General features: G+C 72.1%; 17 protein-coding genes and 1 pseudogene. 16 read left to right on the forward strand and 2 right to left on the reverse strand.

The features are described 5' to 3' along the window. The first annotated feature begins 46 nt into the window (after positions 1–46). Positions 47–1,357 carry a haloalkane dehalogenase gene (locus tag AB0878_RS20575; protein ID WP_366581833.1) on the forward strand — a complete coding sequence of 437 codons (1,311 nt, stop codon included), beginning with the start codon at positions 47–49 and terminating at the stop codon, positions 1,355–1,357. 100 nt (positions 1,358–1,457) lie between these two features. Here the strand turns inward: AB0878_RS20575 and AB0878_RS20580 are convergent, their stop codons facing one another. Continuing rightward, the gene (locus AB0878_RS20580) at positions 1,458–2,387 is read right to left on the reverse strand and encodes a MarR family transcriptional regulator (protein WP_366581834.1); all 930 of its coding nucleotides are present in this window, start codon (positions 2,385–2,387) and stop codon (positions 1,458–1,460) included. 188 nt (positions 2,388–2,575) lie between these two features. On the opposite strand from AB0878_RS20580, the gene AB0878_RS20585 reads away from it, so the two are divergent. The 14 genes and pseudogenes from AB0878_RS20585 (at position 2,576) to AB0878_RS20650 (ending at position 16,185) form a co-directional block, all read left to right on the forward strand. Then, on the forward strand, positions 2,576–3,628 hold the full coding sequence (locus AB0878_RS20585) for a cupin domain-containing protein (protein WP_366581835.1): 1,053 nt from the start codon (positions 2,576–2,578) through the stop codon (positions 3,626–3,628). A gap of 4 nt (positions 3,629–3,632) precedes the next feature. After that, a complete protein-coding gene (locus AB0878_RS20590; RefSeq protein ID WP_366581836.1) occupies positions 3,633–4,823 on the forward strand; it encodes an FAD-dependent monooxygenase in 1,191 nt (396 codons plus the stop codon). A 24-nt stretch (positions 4,824–4,847) separates the two neighbouring features. Continuing rightward, positions 4,848–5,762: a fumarylacetoacetate hydrolase family protein gene (locus AB0878_RS20595; RefSeq protein ID WP_366581837.1), complete on the forward strand. Its 915-nt coding sequence runs from the start codon at positions 4,848–4,850 to the stop codon at positions 5,760–5,762. Positions 5,763–5,847: 85 nt separating this feature from the next. After that, positions 5,848–7,029, forward strand: a complete 1,182-nt coding sequence (locus AB0878_RS20600) for a cytochrome P450 (RefSeq protein WP_366581838.1) — start codon at positions 5,848–5,850, stop codon at positions 7,027–7,029. Positions 7,030–7,041: 12 nt separating this feature from the next. Beyond that, positions 7,042–7,245 (forward strand): ferredoxin, encoded by a 204-nt coding sequence (locus AB0878_RS20605; RefSeq protein ID WP_366581839.1) that lies wholly within the window; start codon positions 7,042–7,044, stop codon positions 7,243–7,245. 8 nt (positions 7,246–7,253) lie between these two features. Beyond that, positions 7,254–8,420 carry an FAD-dependent oxidoreductase gene (locus tag AB0878_RS20610; protein ID WP_366581840.1) on the forward strand — a complete coding sequence of 389 codons (1,167 nt, stop codon included), beginning with the start codon at positions 7,254–7,256 and terminating at the stop codon, positions 8,418–8,420. Beyond that, positions 8,417–9,379 (forward strand): amidohydrolase family protein, encoded by a 963-nt coding sequence (locus AB0878_RS20615; RefSeq protein ID WP_366581841.1) that lies wholly within the window; start codon positions 8,417–8,419, stop codon positions 9,377–9,379. Before AB0878_RS20610 ends, AB0878_RS20615 begins: the two co-directional genes overlap by 4 nt. A 130-nt stretch (positions 9,380–9,509) precedes the next feature. Then, the gene (locus AB0878_RS20620) at positions 9,510–10,493 is read left to right on the forward strand and encodes an ABC transporter substrate-binding protein (RefSeq protein ID WP_366581842.1); all 984 of its coding nucleotides are present in this window, start codon (positions 9,510–9,512) and stop codon (positions 10,491–10,493) included. Then, complete coding sequence (locus AB0878_RS20625) at positions 10,490–11,350, forward strand: ABC transporter permease subunit (RefSeq protein ID WP_366581843.1); 861 nt, start codon at positions 10,490–10,492, stop codon at positions 11,348–11,350. Before AB0878_RS20620 ends, AB0878_RS20625 begins: the two co-directional genes overlap by 4 nt. Further along, entirely contained in the window at positions 11,347–12,138 is a 792-nt protein-coding gene (locus tag AB0878_RS20630; protein WP_366581844.1) for an ABC transporter permease, read from the forward strand. The genes AB0878_RS20625 and AB0878_RS20630 overlap by 4 nt, the downstream gene beginning before the upstream one ends. Before the next feature lies 1 nt (position 12,139). After that, positions 12,140–12,922, forward strand: a complete 783-nt coding sequence (locus AB0878_RS20635; RefSeq protein ID WP_366581845.1) for an ABC transporter ATP-binding protein — start codon at positions 12,140–12,142, stop codon at positions 12,920–12,922. Continuing rightward, the gene (locus AB0878_RS20640) at positions 12,919–14,121 is read left to right on the forward strand and encodes an aminopeptidase P family protein (RefSeq protein ID WP_366581846.1); all 1,203 of its coding nucleotides are present in this window, start codon (positions 12,919–12,921) and stop codon (positions 14,119–14,121) included. The genes AB0878_RS20635 and AB0878_RS20640 overlap by 4 nt, the downstream gene beginning before the upstream one ends. Continuing rightward, positions 14,121–15,013 (forward strand): annotated as a pseudogene (locus AB0878_RS20645) (NAD(P)-dependent oxidoreductase). The gene AB0878_RS20640 and the pseudogene AB0878_RS20645 overlap by 1 nt, the downstream one beginning before the upstream one ends. Beyond that, positions 15,010–16,185, forward strand: a complete 1,176-nt coding sequence (locus AB0878_RS20650) for an alpha-hydroxy acid oxidase (protein WP_366581847.1) — start codon at positions 15,010–15,012, stop codon at positions 16,183–16,185. Before AB0878_RS20645 ends, AB0878_RS20650 begins: the two are co-directional and overlap by 4 nt. 98 nt (positions 16,186–16,283) lie before the next feature. On the opposite strand, the gene AB0878_RS20655 is transcribed toward AB0878_RS20650, so the two are convergent. After that, the gene (locus AB0878_RS20655) at positions 16,284–16,454 is read right to left on the reverse strand and encodes a hypothetical protein (RefSeq protein ID WP_366581848.1); all 171 of its coding nucleotides are present in this window, start codon (positions 16,452–16,454) and stop codon (positions 16,284–16,286) included. On the opposite strand from AB0878_RS20655, the gene AB0878_RS20660 reads away from it, so the two are divergent. Further along, entirely contained in the window at positions 16,453–16,986 is a 534-nt protein-coding gene (locus tag AB0878_RS20660; protein ID WP_366581849.1) for a hypothetical protein, read from the forward strand. The genes AB0878_RS20655 and AB0878_RS20660 overlap by 2 nt on opposite strands. The last annotated feature ends 22 nt before the right edge of the window (positions 16,987–17,008 follow it).

Genomic DNA, 17,008 nt, shown 5'->3' on the forward strand with positions numbered 1-17,008 from the left:
GCGTCCGGTCGCCGGCGGCTCGACCTTGCACAAAAAGGAGATCACCGTGCAACAGCTGTTCATCGAGCTGTACAAGTACAAGCCGGCCTGGCTGGAGCTGAGCGCGGCCGAACGCCGGCGCTTCGCCATGGCCCTGCCCACCGCGCTGGGGAGCCTGCAGGAGCGCGGCCTGGAGATTCTCGGGTACGGTCCCAACGATCCCGCCACTGATCACCGCGCCGACTTCGACTTCTTCTCGGTGTACCGGCTCCCCGACGCCGAACTCCTGCGCGAACTGCAGGCCGGCATCGCGGAATCCGGCTGGTACGACTACTTCGAACAGGTCAACGCCGGCGGACCCGCGCTGACTCCGGCCGCGGCGCTTCTTCAGAACGTCATGCTCGCCCCGGCGTCCGAGTCGGGGCCGGCGGTGTCGCCGACGTCGCCGTATCGGAAGAAGTCGGTCACGGTGCTGGGCAGCCGGATGAGCTACGTCGACGAAGGCGCGGGCGACCGGACGATCGTGTTCGTCCACGGCGACGTCATGTCGTCCTTCTTGTGGCGCAACGTCATGCCGTACGTAGAGGGGTTCGGCCGCGTGATCGCGGTGGACCTGATCGGCGCCGGCGACTCGGAGAAGCTGCCGGATGCCACCGCGGGAAGCTACGGCTTCGCCACGCACGCGAAGCATTTCAGCGCGCTCATGGATCAGCTGGCCGTCGGGGACGACGTCGTCCTCGTCGGCCACGACTGGGGCTCCAACGTCGCCTTCGACTGGGCGATGCAGCACGAAGACCGGGTCGCCGGGATCGCTTTCGCCGAGGCCCTGCTCCCGCCGTTCGAATGGTCTGATTGGCCGGAGCGGATGCGTGGGCAGTTCGAGTTTCTGCGTTCGCCTGCGGGCGAGCAGGCCGTGCTGGAGGACAACTTCTTCGTCAACGCCGCCCAGCACAGCATGGTTCGGATGCTCGCACCGGCCGAGCTCGACACCATCGTCCGGCCGTACCGCTCACCAGGCGAGTCCCGGCGGCCGACCATCGACTGGCCGCGCGAAGTACCGTTCGGCGACGACCGCACCGCGACGCGCGACGCGTTGGAGGCGCAGGCGACGTGTCTGTCCACAAGCGACACTCCGAAGCTGCACCTGGCCGGCGTGCCCGGCGGCATCGACTGGGTGGGCGGCCGCCGCCGCGACGCGATCGCCCAGTACCGCAACCTCTCGCGCTCGGAGTTTCCCGGCTTCCACTGGACGCCCGAGGACAACCCGCACGCCTTCGGTGAACATCTCGCGGCCTGGTTGCACGAGCTCGAGGATCGGCGGACCCGCGCCTCCGCAAAGGATGCCGACGCACCGGCGGCGGGGAGCTCCACGAGCTAGCGCGCCCGATCCGTGGGTTGGCCGACTTCGCTCGGCCGCCCGCGGGTGCGGTGTCCACACTGGAGTGTCGGGCACGAGCCCTCCAGGCCTCACCGGACGGTCACTGGTAGGCGACACGCCGCAGCAGGCTGATGAGCTTGTCCTGTTCGGCGGGGGACAGCGGGGCCACCAGGTCGCGCTGGACGGTTTGCACCGCGGGTGTCACCTCGGCGAGCGTGGTGCGCGCGAGGTCGGTGAGCGCCAGGAGCTTGCGCCGCCGGTCGGTCTCGTCGCGGGTGTCGAGCAGCCAGCCGCGACGGCGCAGGCGGGCCACGATGTCGGCCGCGCTGGACTTGTCGAGTGAGGCCATTTCGCCGGCGGCCGTCTGGTCGATGGCCGGGCGCCAGACGAGGCTGCACAGCAGCGCGTACTGCGACGGGGTGAGCCGGGCGCCGACGTGCCGGCTCCACAGCGCGCCGTGCACCTGCTCGGCGCGCCGGATGAGGTGGCCGGGTGTCGAGCTGAGCCGCAGCACCTCGACTTCCTTGTCCTCGTCCTTGCCGGTGGCCGGCACCGGCCCCTGGTAGGCCACTCGGCCCAGCAGCCTGCCGAAGCTGCGCCGCAGATTGGGGCCCAGCGGGTGCAGCAGCCGGTCCTGCACGGTCTCCACCCGGGCGGTGAGGTCGGGCAGCATCGCCTTGGCCGAGGGCGTCAGCGACAGCAGGTACCGGCGGCCGTCGCCGGTGTCGCGGTCGCGCCGGATCCAGTCCTTGCGCCCCAGCCGGTCGACGATGTCGGCCGTTGTCGACTTGTCCAGTGACGCCGCGCGCCCCGCGGTGACCTGGTCGACCCCCGACCGGCGGCTCAGCGCACTCAGGATCGCGTACTGCGGGCCGGTGACTTCGGTGCCGACCTCGGCCGACCACAGCGCCGTGTGCGCCTGCTGGGCGCGGCGGATGAGGTGCCCCGCCGTCGTGTCGGGTGGCAGCACGAGGGTGACCGGCCCCGGTGCCTGGGGAGGTGGGCTGCTGCCGATGGTGGTGTCTCGCACGGAAGTCCCCTTCTTGACCGGTTCACTGTAGCCGACCGAGGTCGGTCGTGTCCGTACTATCTCGGCTTGATCGACGTCGTCGTTGCGCCGAGAAGCCCTTGACTGTCAACAAATCAGCGTCTAGCGTGCCGTTTCATAGTACGTACACGTACTAATTCAGCTTGAGTGGCATGCGGAGGGAAACCCCCATGGCGACATCTCGCTTCACGGATCAGGACAGCCGGCTGGACGAGCTGTACGGCGACGTGGCGGCAGCCGATCTCCAGCCGTTGTGGAAGCTCTCCGGCCTGCTGACGCCGGAGCCGGTGCCCCGGACCGTGCCGTACCGGTGGCAGGCCGAAGCGCTGCGCGGGCTCGCGGCTCGCAGCGGTGAGCTGGTCGGCATCGACCGGGGCGGCGACCGCCGCGTGCTGGCCTGCGCGAATCCCGGTCTCGGCGGCGCGCCGTACGCGACCTCGACCATGTGGGCCGGGATGCAGTACCTGGGCGCGGGGGAGCGGGCGCCCGCGCACCGGCACACCCCGGCGGCGCTGCGGTTCGTCCTCGCCGGCGAGGGTGCCTGGACCCTTGTCGACGGCGACCCGTTGCGCATGGCGACCGGCGACCTCGTGCTCACCCCGAGCATGACCTTCCACGAGCACCACAACCCCGGCGCCGAGCCGATGATGTGGCTGGACGTGCTCGACTTGCCGGTCGTCGCCGCGCTCGACGCGGTGTTCTTCGAGGAGGGCGCCGACGCCCGGGATGGTCTGAGCAGCGATCCGGCGTCGGCCGCCGAACGGCTCTGGGGCGCCGGTCCCGGCCTCGTGCCCGGCGGGCTCGGCAAGGCCCGGCACGAGGCGGCGCACTCGCCGCTGCTGGTGTACCGGCGCGCCGACACCGACCGGGCGCTCGCGGCGCAGCTGGCCGCCACCGGCGCGAGCGAGGCGCAGATCCGCTACACCAATCCGCAGACCGGCGCCGACGTCATGCCCACCATGCGCTGCGAGATGCGGCGCGTGCGCGGCGGCAGCCGCAGCCGCACGACCCGGCAGGCCGGGTCGCGGGTGGGAGCGGTGCTGGCCGGCACCGGCGAGGTGCTGATCGGTGACCAGCGCTTCGAGCTCGCCCCGGGTGACGTCTTCGCGGTGCCGTCGTGGGCTCCCTACGGCCTTGCCGCCGAGGAGAACCTGGACGTGTTCAGCGTCAGTGACGCACCCGTGCTGGAAGCACTGGGCCTCTACCGCGAACGGGAGTGCTGAGCGCATGGGGACGGCACCACTGCCCACGTTGATCGTCGGTGGCGGTATCGGCGGGCTGGCCGCGGCGCTTTCCGTGGCCCGCGCCGGGCGCGAGGTCCACCTGCTCGAACGCGCGGCCGAGTTCACCGAGATCGGCGCCGGCCTGCAGTTCGGCCCGAACGCGATCCGGATGCTCGACCGGCTCGGCCTGCTCACCGAGCTGCTCGACGTCGCGGTGCTGCCGCGGCACGGCGTGATGCGGCACGCCATCACCGCCGACCCGCTGACCACCCTGGATCTCGGCAGTGCCTTCCGGGAGCGCTACGGCTACCCCTACGTGGTGGTGCACCGCAGCGATCTGCTGTCCATTCTGGTCGAAGCCTGCCGGGCGGAACCGTTGGTGCGACTGGAGAACAACCGGGTCGTCGCCGAGGCGTGGGCCGACGAGGACAGTGCCGGCGTGCGCTGCGAGGACGGTGTCACGTACCGCGCCGAGCTGCTCGTCGGCGCCGACGGGCTGCACTCCGTGGTGCGCAAGCTCGTCTCGGTCGACCAGCCGGTGCCGAGCGGATTCGTCGCCTACCGCGGCGCGCTGCCCATGAGCGAGGTGCGGACCGAGGTCAGCAACGACGACGTGGTGCTGTGGGTAGGCCCCGGGCTGCATCTCATCCAGTACCCGGTGCGCCGCGGCGAGCTGTACAACCAGGTCGCGGTGTTCCGCAGTGACAGCTTCGGCCGCGGCGCCGAGCCGGTGGGGCCGGTCGAGGAGCTGTTCGGCCGGTTCGGCGAAGCGTGCGAGGAGGTACAGCGGCACGTCTCGCGCATCGAGACCGGCCGCTGCTGGCCGATCTACGACCGGGACCCGCTGCCCACTTGGGTGCACGGGCGGGCGGTGCTCCTCGGCGACGCGGCGCATCCGATGCTGCAGTACCTCGGCCAGGGCGCGTGCCAGGCGCTCGAGGACGCGCTGGCGCTGGGCGAAGCGGTCCGCGGGAGCGGCACCGACATCGGGAAAGCCGTGAAGTCCTACGACGCCGTCCGCGTCCCCCGCGCGGGGCTGTGCCAGACGCGGGCGCGGCTGTGGGGCCAGGTCTGGCACACCGGCGACCCCGTCACGCTGGGGCTGCGCGACCGGTACATGCGCTCCCGGCGGCCGGACGACTACAGCGAGCTGGACTGGTTGTACGCGGCGGAATCCGCCGTCCTTTCGTCCTGATCGGCACGACACCGAGGAGCGGCAATGAAGTTGCTCAGTTACCGCGGCCGCGACGGCCTCGACCGGGTCGGCGTCTTCGCCGACGGCATGGTGCGCGAGGTCTCGCCGGACCGCACCGCCGGGCCGGCCGGGCTCAGCCCGATGCGGCGCCTCATCGCGGCGTCCGGGGCTCTCGCGGGCGACGTCCCGCTCGCCGACGGTCCCGGCGTCCCGCTCGACGAGGTCCGCGTGCTGCCGCCGGTGCCGGATCCGACCAAGATCGTGGCCGCGCCGGTGAACTACGTGGACCACCAGGCCGAGATGAGCCAGAGCGTGCACGTCGGCTCGCTCGGTGTGTTCCTCAAGGCGCCCTCGTCGCTGATCGGTGCCGGCGACGTGGTCCGCCTGCCCTACACCGACCGCCGGTTCGACCAGGAGGGCGAGCTGGCCGTGGTGATCGGCCGCACGGCCCGCGGGGTGTCCGCGGCCGACGCGCTGTCGCACGTGTTCGGCTACACGTGCCTGCTCGACATCACCATGCGCGGCGGGGAGGATCGCTCCACCCGCAAGTCGTTCGACACCTTCACGCCGATGGGGCCCTGGCTCGTGACGCCCGACGACGTCGGTCCACTCGAGACACTCCGGCTGACCTGCTCGGTGAACGGCACCCTGCGCCAGGACGCCGACGTCCGCGACCTCATCTGGGACGTACCCGCGCTCATCGAGTACGTCGCCTCGGTGATGACGCTCCACCCCGGTGACGTCATCAGCACCGGCACGCCGGCCGGTGTCGGCGCCATCCACGACGGCGATTCGGTGACCGCGGCCGTGACGCGGGTCGGCGAGCTGACCGTCGGCGTCAGCGCGGCCGGTGCCGTTACCTGCCCGACCCTGGGCGCGGGGGCGGGCCCGGTGCCGCCGGCCGAGCTGACCCCCGTCCGCGCTCGCACGGAGAACTGATCCGCTTTCCCGGCCGCTCAAGCCAAGTCGGAGGTGCACCATCACTGCCACAGAGATTTCCGGGCAGCCGATTCCCGAGTACCCGATGTCCCGGCCGCCGGGCTGCCCGTTCGACCCGCCCGCCGAGTTCCGCGGGCTGCGCGCGGACGAGCCGATCTCCCGCGTGCGGCTGTGGGACGGCAAGATCGCCTGGCTGGTCACCCGTTTCGACGACGTCCGCGAGGTGCTGGGCGACCCGCGGTTCAGCGCGGACATGACCAACCCGGGCTTCCCCAGCCACAGCGCGGGCGTTTCGGTGACCCGCCAGAAGCATCCTACGTTCTTGAACATGGACGACCCCGAGCACGCCCGGCACCGCCGGATGCTCACCCGCGACTTCATGATCAAGCGGGTCGAGGGACTGCGGCCGCGCATCCAGCGGCACGTCGACGAGCTGCTCGACGAGTTCACCGCCGGCCCGCAGCCCGCCGACCTGGTCACCGGATTCGCGCTGCCGGTCACCTCGTCGGTGATCTCCGAGCTGCTCGGGGTTCCGTACGAGGACCACGAGTTCTTCCAGCGGCAGAGCGGATTGCTCATCTCCGGTGAGACCGGCGCGGACGAGGCGCTGGAGGCGTTCGCCACGATCCGCGAGTACCTCGGTGGCCTGGTCGAGCGCAAGGCCGCCGAGCCCGCGCCGGACGTGATCAGCCACCTGCTCGAAATCGAGCGGGCGGGCGGCCTGAGCCGCGACGAGCTGATCAACATGCTCAACCTGCTGCTGCGCGCCGGGCACGAGACGACCGCCAACATGATCGCGCTCGGGACGTTGGCGCTGCTGCAGAACCCCGCCCAGCTCGCCGCGCTGAAGGCCGATGGTTCGCCGGAGGCGGTGGCGAACGCGGTCGAGGAACTGCTGCGCTACCTGACGATCACGCACTACGGCCGGCGGCGCGTCGCGCTCGAGGACGTGGAGGTCGCGGGCACGCTGGTCCGCAAGGGCGAGGGTGTGGTGGCGGCCAACGACTCGGCCAACCGTGACCCGGAGGCGTTCGGCGGCAACGCCGACGAGCTGGACCTGTCCCGGTCCGCGCGGCACCACCTGACGTTCGGCTACGGCGTCCACCAGTGCCTCGGGCAGCCGCTGGCGCGCGTCGAGCTGCAAGTGGTGTACCCGACGCTGCTGCGGCGCCTGCCGGATCTGCGGCTCGCGGCTCCGGTGAGCGAGCTGCCGTTCAAGACGAAGAACGTGTTCTACGGGCTCTTCGCGATGCCCGTCGAGTGGTAACGGAGCCAGGACATGAAGGTCGAAGTGGAAGCCGACAAGTGCATCGCGTCGGGGCAGTGCGTGCTGTTGTCCGATGCGGTGTTCGACCAGCGGGAGGACGACGGGATCGTCGTGCTGCGCGTGACCGACGTGCCTTCGTCCGAAGAGGACGCCGTCCGCAGCGCCGAGCGGATCTGTCCCGCGCGGGCGATCCGCCTGGCCGCGTCGGGCGGGTGAGCGCGGACATGGGAGCGGTGGTGGTCGTGGGTGCGGGCGCGGCGGGGCTCACCGCGGTGGAGACGCTGCGGGAGCACGGTTTCGACGGCCGGCTGACCCTGATCGGCGCGGAGCCCCACGCTCCGTACGACCGGCCGCCGCTGTCGAAGCAGGTGCTGCTCGGTTCCTGGGAGCCGGACCGGCTCGCACTGCGCCCGCCCGGCAGCTACGCCGAGCTCGGGCTCGACACCCGGTTCGGCCGGCGGGCAACCGGGCTGGACCTGCCCGGCCGTCGTGTGCGGCTCGACGACGGCACGGCGGTGGCGTTCGACGCGCTGGTGATCGCCACCGGCGTGCGGCCGCGGCGGCTGCCCGGCGCCGAGGATGTGTGTTACCTGCGCACGGTCGAGGACGCGGTGCTGCTGAGGGAACGGCTGCGTTCGGCTCGGCGCACCGTCGTGGTCGGCGCGGGGTTCCTCGGCGTCGAGATCGCGGCGGCCGCGCGGTCGCTCGGCTCGACCGCCACCGTCGTCGATCCGTTGCCCAGCCCCATGATCCGGCAGTTCGGGCCGGCACTGGGCGAGCTCGTGCGGGCGGCGGGTGAAGAACGCGGCGTGGAGTTCCGGATGGGCGTCGGGGTCACGACCGCGGACGCCGGACTGGTGCGGCTGGACGACGGCACGACGCTCGCGGCCGACGTCGTCGTCGCGGCCGTCGGCGCCGAACCGGCCACGGAGTGGCTTGCCGGCTCCGGGCTCGACCTGCGCGGTGGCGTGCGCTGCGACGCGTTCTGCCGAGCCGCCGACGGCGTCTACGTGGCCGGCGACGTCGCGGCCAACCCCGATCCGGCGACCGGCACCCACCGCCGGTTCGAACACCGGATGAACGCCACCGAGCAAGGCCGGCGTGCCGCGCTGAACCTGCTCGGGCACGACGAGCCGTTCGCGCCGTCGCACTTCTTCTGGACCGACGCCGGCGACCTCCGGATCCAGGCCGCCGGCACCTTCGCCGACGGTGAGCTGACGGTCGTCGACGGCTCGGTGGCCGACGGCAAGTTCGTGGCCGCCCACGCGGCAGGCGGCCGGGTGACCGGCGTCCTCGGCTGGAACAACCCCCGCGGGTTCACCCGGGCCCGAGGCAGGCTCGGCGCGCCGTCAGGGGACGGGAAAAGCACGGAAGGGAAAGTGCTGACATGACCACCGGCCGGATCGACACCCACCACCACATCGTCCCCCCGGTGTGGGCGGACGCGCTGCGCACGAGCGGCTACTTCGGCGGGCAAGCCACGCCGGCGTGGAGCCCGGCCGCCGCGCTCGAGCTGCTCGACGAGCTCGGCATCGCGACGGCCGTCGTCTCCGTCGGGCGGCCCGGCGTGCACCTGGGCGGCAGCGCCGCCGACACGCGGAAACTGGCACGGCAGGTCAACGAGTTCTCCGCCGGGCTGGTCCGCGACCACCCGGGTCGCTTCGGGTTCTTCGCCTCGGTTCCACTGCCCGATGTGGACGGTTCGCTCGACGAGGTGGCCTACGCCTTCGACGAGCTGCACGCCGACGGCGTGATCCTGCTGGCCAATGTGGACGGTGTGTACCTCGGCGACCCGGTGTTCGACCCGTTGATGGCCGAACTGGACCGGCGGGCGGCGGTGGTGTTCGTCCATCCGACCGCGCCGCCCGGCCCCGCGGTGCCGGGCGTGCCGCCCTTCGCCGCCGACTTCTTGCTCGACACCACCCGCGCGGCGCTCAACCTGGTGCGCCACGGTGTGGTGGCCCGATCGACCCGGATGCGGATGATCCTCTCGCACGCCGGCGGGTTCGTGCCGTACGCGGCACACCGCATGGCCAGTCTCACCGAAGGCGCGGCGGGGCACGTCGTCACGCGCGAGAACTTCCTGCGCGACCTGCGCACGTTCTACTTCGACACGGCTTTGTCGGCCAACGCGGACACCCTGCCGAGCCTGCTCGCGTTCGCCGGTCCGGACCGCGTGCTCTACGGCAGCGACTGGCCCTACGCCCGCGGCGACAACTCCCAGTACTTCACCGCGCAGCTGGACGCGTATCCGCTGTCCGAAACGCAGCGCGCCGCCGTCAACCGGGACAACGCACTCGCACTGCTACCGCGGGTGTCCGAAGCGGACACGGCGCGTATTTCCCAGTAATAACAACAGAAAACTGTGTCCGTGCGCGCGAGCGCGGCGTACGATACGGGCACACTTCTTCTCCCGGACGGGCGATTTCCGCGGCCCCGCAAGGACTTTGATTCGTTTCACCGGCGAAACGGAGCCAACCGTGAAGTATCGACGCAAACTCGCGTGCCTGGTGCTCACCGGGGCGATGTTCCTGTTGTCGGCGTGCGGGGCGCTGAGCGCGACCAACACGCTGGGTGGCGGGTCGACCGGCGGCCTGATCCCGATCACGGCGGGGGTCGCGGCGTCGCAGTCGTCCACCGCGATCCTGGTGGGGCAGCAGCACGGGTTCTTCGCGCAGAACGGGATCGACCTCACCATCGGCCGCGCGGCCACCGGTGCCGGAGCGATCACCCAGGTCATCAACGGCCAGCAGCAGGTGGCGCTCGGCGGCATCTCGCCGGTCGTGATCGCGGCGGCCTCGCACATCCCGGTGCAGATCGTGTCGGGCGCGGTCGCCGACCGTCCCGCCGCGGCCGGCGCGCAGTACCAGACCATGGTGGCGAACGGCAGCCCGATCCGGTCCTTCAAGGACCTCGCGGGCAAGACGGTCGCCGTGAACTCCCTCAAGTGCTGCTGGGAGTTCTGGATCCGCGAGGCGATCGAGAAGGACGGCGGCGACGCGTCGTCCGTCCACTTGGTACAGCTCACGTTCCCCGACCAGATCACCGCCCTCGAACAGGGGCGGGTCGACGCGATCAGCACCGCCCAGCCGTACGCGACCGCTTTGCGGAAGAAGGGCTATCGGGACATCGGTGACTCGCCGGCCGTCGCGTTCGCCGATCCGGACGCCGACAACACGGTGTTCTTCATGGCCAAGTCGTTCATCGACCAGTATCCCGGCATCGTGGAAAGGTGGCGCAAGGCGGTGCGAGAGTCCAGTGAGTACGCCAACGCACATCCCGACGAGACCCGCAAGGCCATCGTGAAGCAGACGAAGGCCGATCCCGCCCTCGTGGCCCAGGCCCCGCTGCCGCTCTACACCGCGGACGTCAGCCGCCGCGTGATCGAGAAGGAAGCCGCGTTCACGGTCAAGTACGGGGTGGTCTCGGCCGCGCCCGCATACGGAACGTACGTGGTTCCATGAGCACCCAGCAGACCCCCACCGGCCTGGCCCCCGCGCCCGCCGGATTCGACGCACCGACGCCGGCGGCCGCCCCCGCCCGGCGGGCTTCCCGGCCGTGGCTGCTGCGCGGCCTCCCGTGGCTGACCACCCTCGGCATCCTCGTGCTGTGGGAACTGATCGCCCGCGCCGGCTGGCTGCCGCCGGAGGTGCCCTCGATCAGCGCGATCGGGGCGGCGCTCGTCGAGTTGGCACCCACCGCGGGGTTCGTCCACGCCCTGATGGCGACGCTGGAGCAGGTCGCGGTCGGTCTGGCCGGCGGTGTGGTCGCCGGCCTGGTCCTGGGCGTCGCGCTCGGCGCTGTGCCGCTGTTGTACCGGCTCGTGCACTACCCGCTCGACTTCCTGCGTTTCGTGCCGGCCGTGGTGTTCCTCCCGCTGATGCTGCTGCTGCTCGGCGCCACCCCCCGGGTGTCCACTCTGCTCGGCATGCTCGGCGCGCTGTGGCCGATGCTCTTCCAGACCTTCTACGGCGTCAGCGGCATCAACGATGTGCTGCGCGACAGCGCTCGCGTGTTCGGGCTCCGGGCCCACCAGCGCCTCGGGCACGTGGTGCTGCCCGCCGTGGCGCCCTTCGTGGCCACCGGGGTGCGGCTTGCGGCGTCGCACGTGCTGGTCGTGGTGGTGGCGGTCGAGATCATCGCGTCGGTGCGGGGGATCGGGGCCGACATCGCCGTCTACGCCTCCAACGCGGTCTACCCGAGCATGTACGCGCTGGTGTTCGTCGTCGGTGTGCTCGGTGTCCTGGCCAACGTCGGACTGCTCGCGATCGAGCGCCGGGTGCTGCGCTGGCACATCTCCTACCGTGAGGAGGCCCGATGACTTCGATGGTGCGCCCGCGCCGGGCCGGGCGCCGGTTCACGGCGTGGCTCGTCTCGCTCGTCGTCCCGGTCGCGGCCCTGCTGACCTGGTGGTTCGCTTCACTGGGCAGCACCTCGCCGTTCTGGCCGTCGCTGCGCTCGATCCTGGTGTCGTTCCAGCAGTTGTGGCTGTTCAGCCGGTTCGCTTCCGACGTGCTGCCGAGCGTCGGCCGGATGCTGCTGGGCTACTGCGTGGCCGTGGTGCTCGGCGTCGCGCTGGGTGTCCTCTTCGGACGGTTGCCGCTGCTGCACCGGGCGTTCGACCCGGCGCTGCAGTTCTGCCGGGCCCTGCCCGCCACGGCGCTGGTACCGGTGAGCATCGTGCTGCTCGGGATCGGTGACCTGCCGAAGATCGTGCTCACCGCGTTCGTCACGGTCTTTCCCGTGCTGCTCAACACCATCGACGGGGTGCGGGCCGTCGATCGGGAGCTCGAGGACGCCGCGCGGTCCTACCGGCTGACCCGGGCGCAGCGGGTGCTGCACGTGCAGCTGCCCGCCGCCGCGCCGAACATCCTCGCCGGGATGCGCATCGCCCTGACCGTGGCGTTCGTGATGATGGTGGTGACCGAGCTCGTGGCGGCGACCAACGGGATCGGGTTCGTCACGTTGCAGGCGCAGCAGAGCTTCGAGGTGTCCCAGATGTGGGCGGGCATGCTCCTGCTCGGGATCCTCGGCGTGCTCTTCAACGGCGCCTTTGTGCTGGTCGAACGCCGGCTGCTGCGCTGGTACACCAAGGATCGGGAGAGCTGACATGCTGACCGTGGACCACCTGAGGAAGTCCTACCGCACCGCCGGCAGCGAGCTGGAGGTGCTGCGCGACATCTCGTTCACCGTGAACGCCGGCGAGTTCGTCACGATCGTCGGCCCGTCCGGCGCCGGCAAGACCACCCTGCTGCGCTGCCTGTCCGGGCTGCTGCCCTCGTCCGGGGGAAAGGTCGTGCTCACCGAGACGGGCAAGGTGATCGAGAGCCCGCCGCCGGAGGTCGCGTGTGTCTTCCAGGACTACAGCCGTTCGCTGATGCCGTGGTCGAAGGTCGGCCGCAACGTCGCGATCCCGTTGAAGAACAAGATCCGCGACCGCGCGGCGCGCCGGGCCGCGGTGCGCAAGGCGCTGGACGAGGTGGGCCTGGACGGGTTCGACGACAGCTACCCGTGGCAGCTCTCCGGCGGGATGCAGCAGCGGGTCGCGATCGCGCGGGCCATCGCCTACCGGCCGGAGTTCCTCATCATGGACGAGCCGTTCGCGTCGGTGGACGCCCAGACGCGCGCGGACCTGGAGGACCTGGTGCTGCGGGTGCGCCACGACGCCGGGCTGACGATCGTGCTGGTCACCCACGACATCGACGAGGCCGTGTACCTCGGTGACCGGGTGATCGTGATGTCCGGACGCCCGACCACGGTGCTGCGGACGCTCGACGTCGACCTGCCCCGGCCGCGCAGCCAGGTGACGACCAAGGCGCTGCCGCGGTTCACCGAGCTGCGCACCGAGGTGCTCACCCTGATCAGCGGCGCGAAGACGGGAGCGGCCCGATGACCGCAACCGAGCTGTCCGAACGGCTGAACCACCCGGTGAGCACCGCCGAGCTGCAGCGGCGGTGGCACGCGATCCGCGAGGGCATGGCCGATCACGGGATCGACGTGCTGGTGGCGCAGACGAACAACGACTACGTCGGCGGCTACATCCGCTACCTCACCGACATCCCGGCGACCAACGGCTACCCGGTCACCGTCGTGTTCCCCCGCGAGGAGCCGATGACGATCATCCGGCACGGCGCGCGCGGCGAGGACCTGGTGATCGATCCCGGCCACGACCCGGTGCTGCGCGGCGTCGGCCGGGCGCTGGCGAGCCCGTACATGAGCTCGGTGTCCTACACCCGCCACGACGCCGCGGAGCTCGCGCTCGACGCGCTGCGGCCGTTTGCCACCGGGCGCATCGGCTGGGTCGGCACCGGCACGATCCCGCTGGCGTTCGGCGAGTACCTGCAGCGTGAGCTGCACGCGGCGACGTTCGCCGAGGCCGCCGACGTCGTCGACACCGTCCGCGCGCTCAAGTCCGAAGAGGAGCTGGAGCTGGTGCGCGCCACGGCGAGGCTGCAGGACGCGGCGATCGCGGCGGCGTTCGAGGCGCTGCAGCCCGGGATGCGCGACAGCGACGTGGCCGCCGTCGCGCAGCACACGGCGCAGTCGCTGGGCAGTGAGCAGGGCATCTACTGGTGCGTCTCGACCCCGCTCGGGGAGCCCGGCCGGATCGCGCACCCGCACAGCCAGCACCGGGTGATCCGCGAGGGCGATGCGTTCCACCTCATGGTGGAGGTGAACGGCCCGGGCGGGATGTACACCGAGATCGGCCGCTCCGGCGTCGTCGGCCGGGTCCCGGACCGGATCGCCGAGGAGTACGACTTCTGCCTGCGGGCGCAGCGATTCTGCTACGGCCTGTTGCGTCCCGGCGCCGCGCCCGCCGACATCTGGGCGGAGTACAACGAGTTCCTGCGCGACAACGGGCGGCCGGAGGAGCTGCGGCTGCACTGCCACGGCCAGGGCACCGACCTCGTCGAGCGCCCGCTGATCCGGGCCGAGGAGCCGATGGTGCTGGCGGCGGGCATGAACCTCGCCTGCCACCCGCGCTACGTGCTCGACGGCTTCTGTCACTGGGTGTGCGACAACGTGATCATCGGGGACGACGGCGTCGAGGAGCTGCACAAGTTCGACAAGCGGCTGGCCGAGCTGGGCTGATGACGGTCGTCGCTTCCGGACCGGACGAGGCACTGCCCGCGCTGCGCGCCGCCGCGCCGGGGCGGGTCCGCGTCGTCCCGCTCCCCTCCGGCGGGGGACCGGCCGCGGTGCGCGCGTTGCGGGACGTCGAGTTCCTCGTGCTGGAGCACCAGCGCACCGACCTGCTCCCGGTGCTCGGCGAGCTGCCCGCGCTGCGGGTGGTGCAGACGCTGATCGCCGGTGCCGAGTGGCTCGAGCCGTACCTGCCGGACGGGGTGCGGCTGAGCCGGCCCGCCGGTGCGCGCGACAACGCGGTGGCCGAGTGGGTCGCTGCGGCGTTGCTCGGGCTGGCCAGCGGGCTGCTGCTCGCCGTGCGCGAGCAGGGCGAGCGGCGATGGCGCCGCGTGGAGAGTGCGGAGCTGGCGGGGACCCGGGTGGTGCTCGTCGGTGCCGGGGCGATCGGCCGCCGCGCCCGAGACAAGCTCGCCGGGCTGGGGGCCTCGGTCACCGTGGTCGCGCGGACCGCTCGCGCAGGGGTCCACCCGGTGACCGAGCTCGGCGACCTCGTGGCCGAGGCCGACGCGGTGGTCCTGCTCGTGCCGGCGACCGCCGGCACGGCGGGCTGGCGGGGGCGGGATTGCTGGCCCGGATGCCGGACGGGGCCGTGCTGGTGAACGCCGCGCGCGGCACGGTGGTCGACACGGCGGCGCTGACCGCCGAGGTCCTCGCCGGGCGGCTGCTGGCGGTGCTGGACGTCACCGACCCCGAGCCCCTGCCACCGGATCATCCACTGTGGACGGCCCCGGGATGTTTCCTTTCGCCGCACATCGCGGGCGCGACGCGGCAGGGGAAGGCGCGGGCGATCGAGGCGGCGGCCGACGTGCTGGCGCGGTATGCGCGAGGCGAGGGGTGAACCGCGCCGGCAACATCGCCGAACTGCGCGAGGCCGCCCGCCGCCGGATCCCTCGCCCGGTGTTCGACCTGGTCGAGGGCGGCGCCGAGGACGAGGTGACGGCGCGGCGCAACGTCGAAGCGTTCCAGGCCACGCGGCTGCTGCCCTCGGCCCTGGCCGTGCCCGGCGAGCGCGATACCGCGGTGCGGATCTTCGGCGACCCGGTGGCGTCGCCGATCCTGCTCGCACCGACCGGCGCGGCCCGGGTGCTGCACGGCGAAGCCGAGACGGCCGTTGCCCGGGCGGCCGCCGCCCGCGGCACCGTCTACGTCCAGGGCATGGTGTCCAGCTTCACGCTCGAGCAGGTCGCCGCCGCGGCCCCGGGCCCGCGGTGGTACCAGCTCTACCTCTGGCCGGACCGTGCGGCGGTGCGCGCGCTACTGGACCGCGTCGCGGCAGCGGGGTACCGGGCGCTGGTGGTCACTGTGGACAGTGCGGTGTTCGGCAACCGCGAACGGGATCGCCGCAACGGGTTCACCGTGCCGATGCGGTTCGGGCCCCGGATGGCCCTGCACTGCTCCACGCGCCCGAGCTGGGCGGTGGACATCGCGCGCGGCCACCTGCGGCGTCGCGGCTCACGCCACGGCCGGGTCACGCCGCACGCGATGCAGCGCGACATGCTGCGCAGCCTCTACCCGGTGACCGCGCGGGATCTCGCCGACCTGCGCGCCTGGTGGTCCGGCCCGCTCGTGGTCAAGGGCGTGCTGCGCCCGGCCGACTGCCGGGTGCTGCTCGACCACGGCGTCGACGGCATCGTGGTGTCCAACCACGGCGGTCGCCAGCTCGACCGCGCGCCCGCCACCATCGAAGCCCTCGCCGGCGTCGTCGCCGAAGTCGCGGGCCACGCCGAGGTGTTCCTGGACGGCGGCGTGCGACGGGGCACCGACGTGCTCGCCGCCCTCGCCACCGGCGCCCGCGCGGTGCTCGTCGGTCGGCCCTACCTGTACGGGCTCGCGGCCGGCGGGCAGGCGGGCGTGGAACGGGTGCTGCAGATCCTGACCTCGGAGCTCGACCGCGCGATGGCCCTCACCGCCTGCGCCCGCATCGAGGACATCGACCACCGCGTGCTCGCGACGAACATCGCCGAAGCCCACCAGCCCGGGAGCGACTGCCAGAGCGGGCGGTTGCTGTGATGAGCCTGGGCGAGCTGCTTGATCCGGTGCGGGACAGCCGGCTGCCCGGTGCGGAGCCGATCCGCGTCGCGGCCGCGCCGGCCGGCTCCGCGGCGTGATCACCGGGCAACCGGGTCGTCGCGCGGCGAGTCGAGCCGTTCCGCCGCGCCGGTATGCGAGCGCCCCGCCATCATCCACAGTGTACGGTCCGGGATCATGACCGAACCGGTCATGGCCGCGAGCCGGCGGCTGTTGCCGGTGCGGCCCGGCCGGACCGATGATGTGGTCATGTCTGCCTCGCGAAGCACCATCCTCCCGCGCGCCATCGTCGAACTCCCGCAGTCCGTTCCACCTCTCGCGGCGGTCCACGGACTGCCGGCGAGCGATCTCGAGGTCCTCGCCGATGCATGGGAGAAGCAGCTCCCGGATGCGCCGGCCGCGGTCCGGCGGCTGGGCCCGGCCGCGGCCCGGCTGCGGGAACTGCGCCGCGTCGAGCAGCGGTCGCGGACCTGTCCGGTGTGCGCGTTCGACGATCTCGACGACCCGCCGTACCTCGCGTTCGAAGGCCTGTCGCGGGACGCCGGCCGGCCGGAGTTCACACCGCCCTATTCCGTGCACTTCGGTGACCCGTCCCGGACCCGCTGCCCGTGCTGCGGCTACGGGTTCGGGCTCGACGACGCCGCGCGCAAGGATTCGGAGCCGGTCAGCTTCGAGGCGTGGTTCCGGGAGTGGGCCGCCCGAGGGCACCCGTGGCACGACCGCGACCGTCGGCCGCAGGGCTGGGACGTCGCCGCCCAGCTCGCAGCCGCGGCGCGCGATTAGCCCTCCTGCGCCGGACGGTCAC

It is taken from the genome of Amycolatopsis sp. NPDC047767, assembly GCF_040704195.1.
In the GTDB taxonomy this organism is placed as follows: Bacteria; Actinomycetota; Actinomycetes; order Mycobacteriales; family Pseudonocardiaceae; genus Amycolatopsis.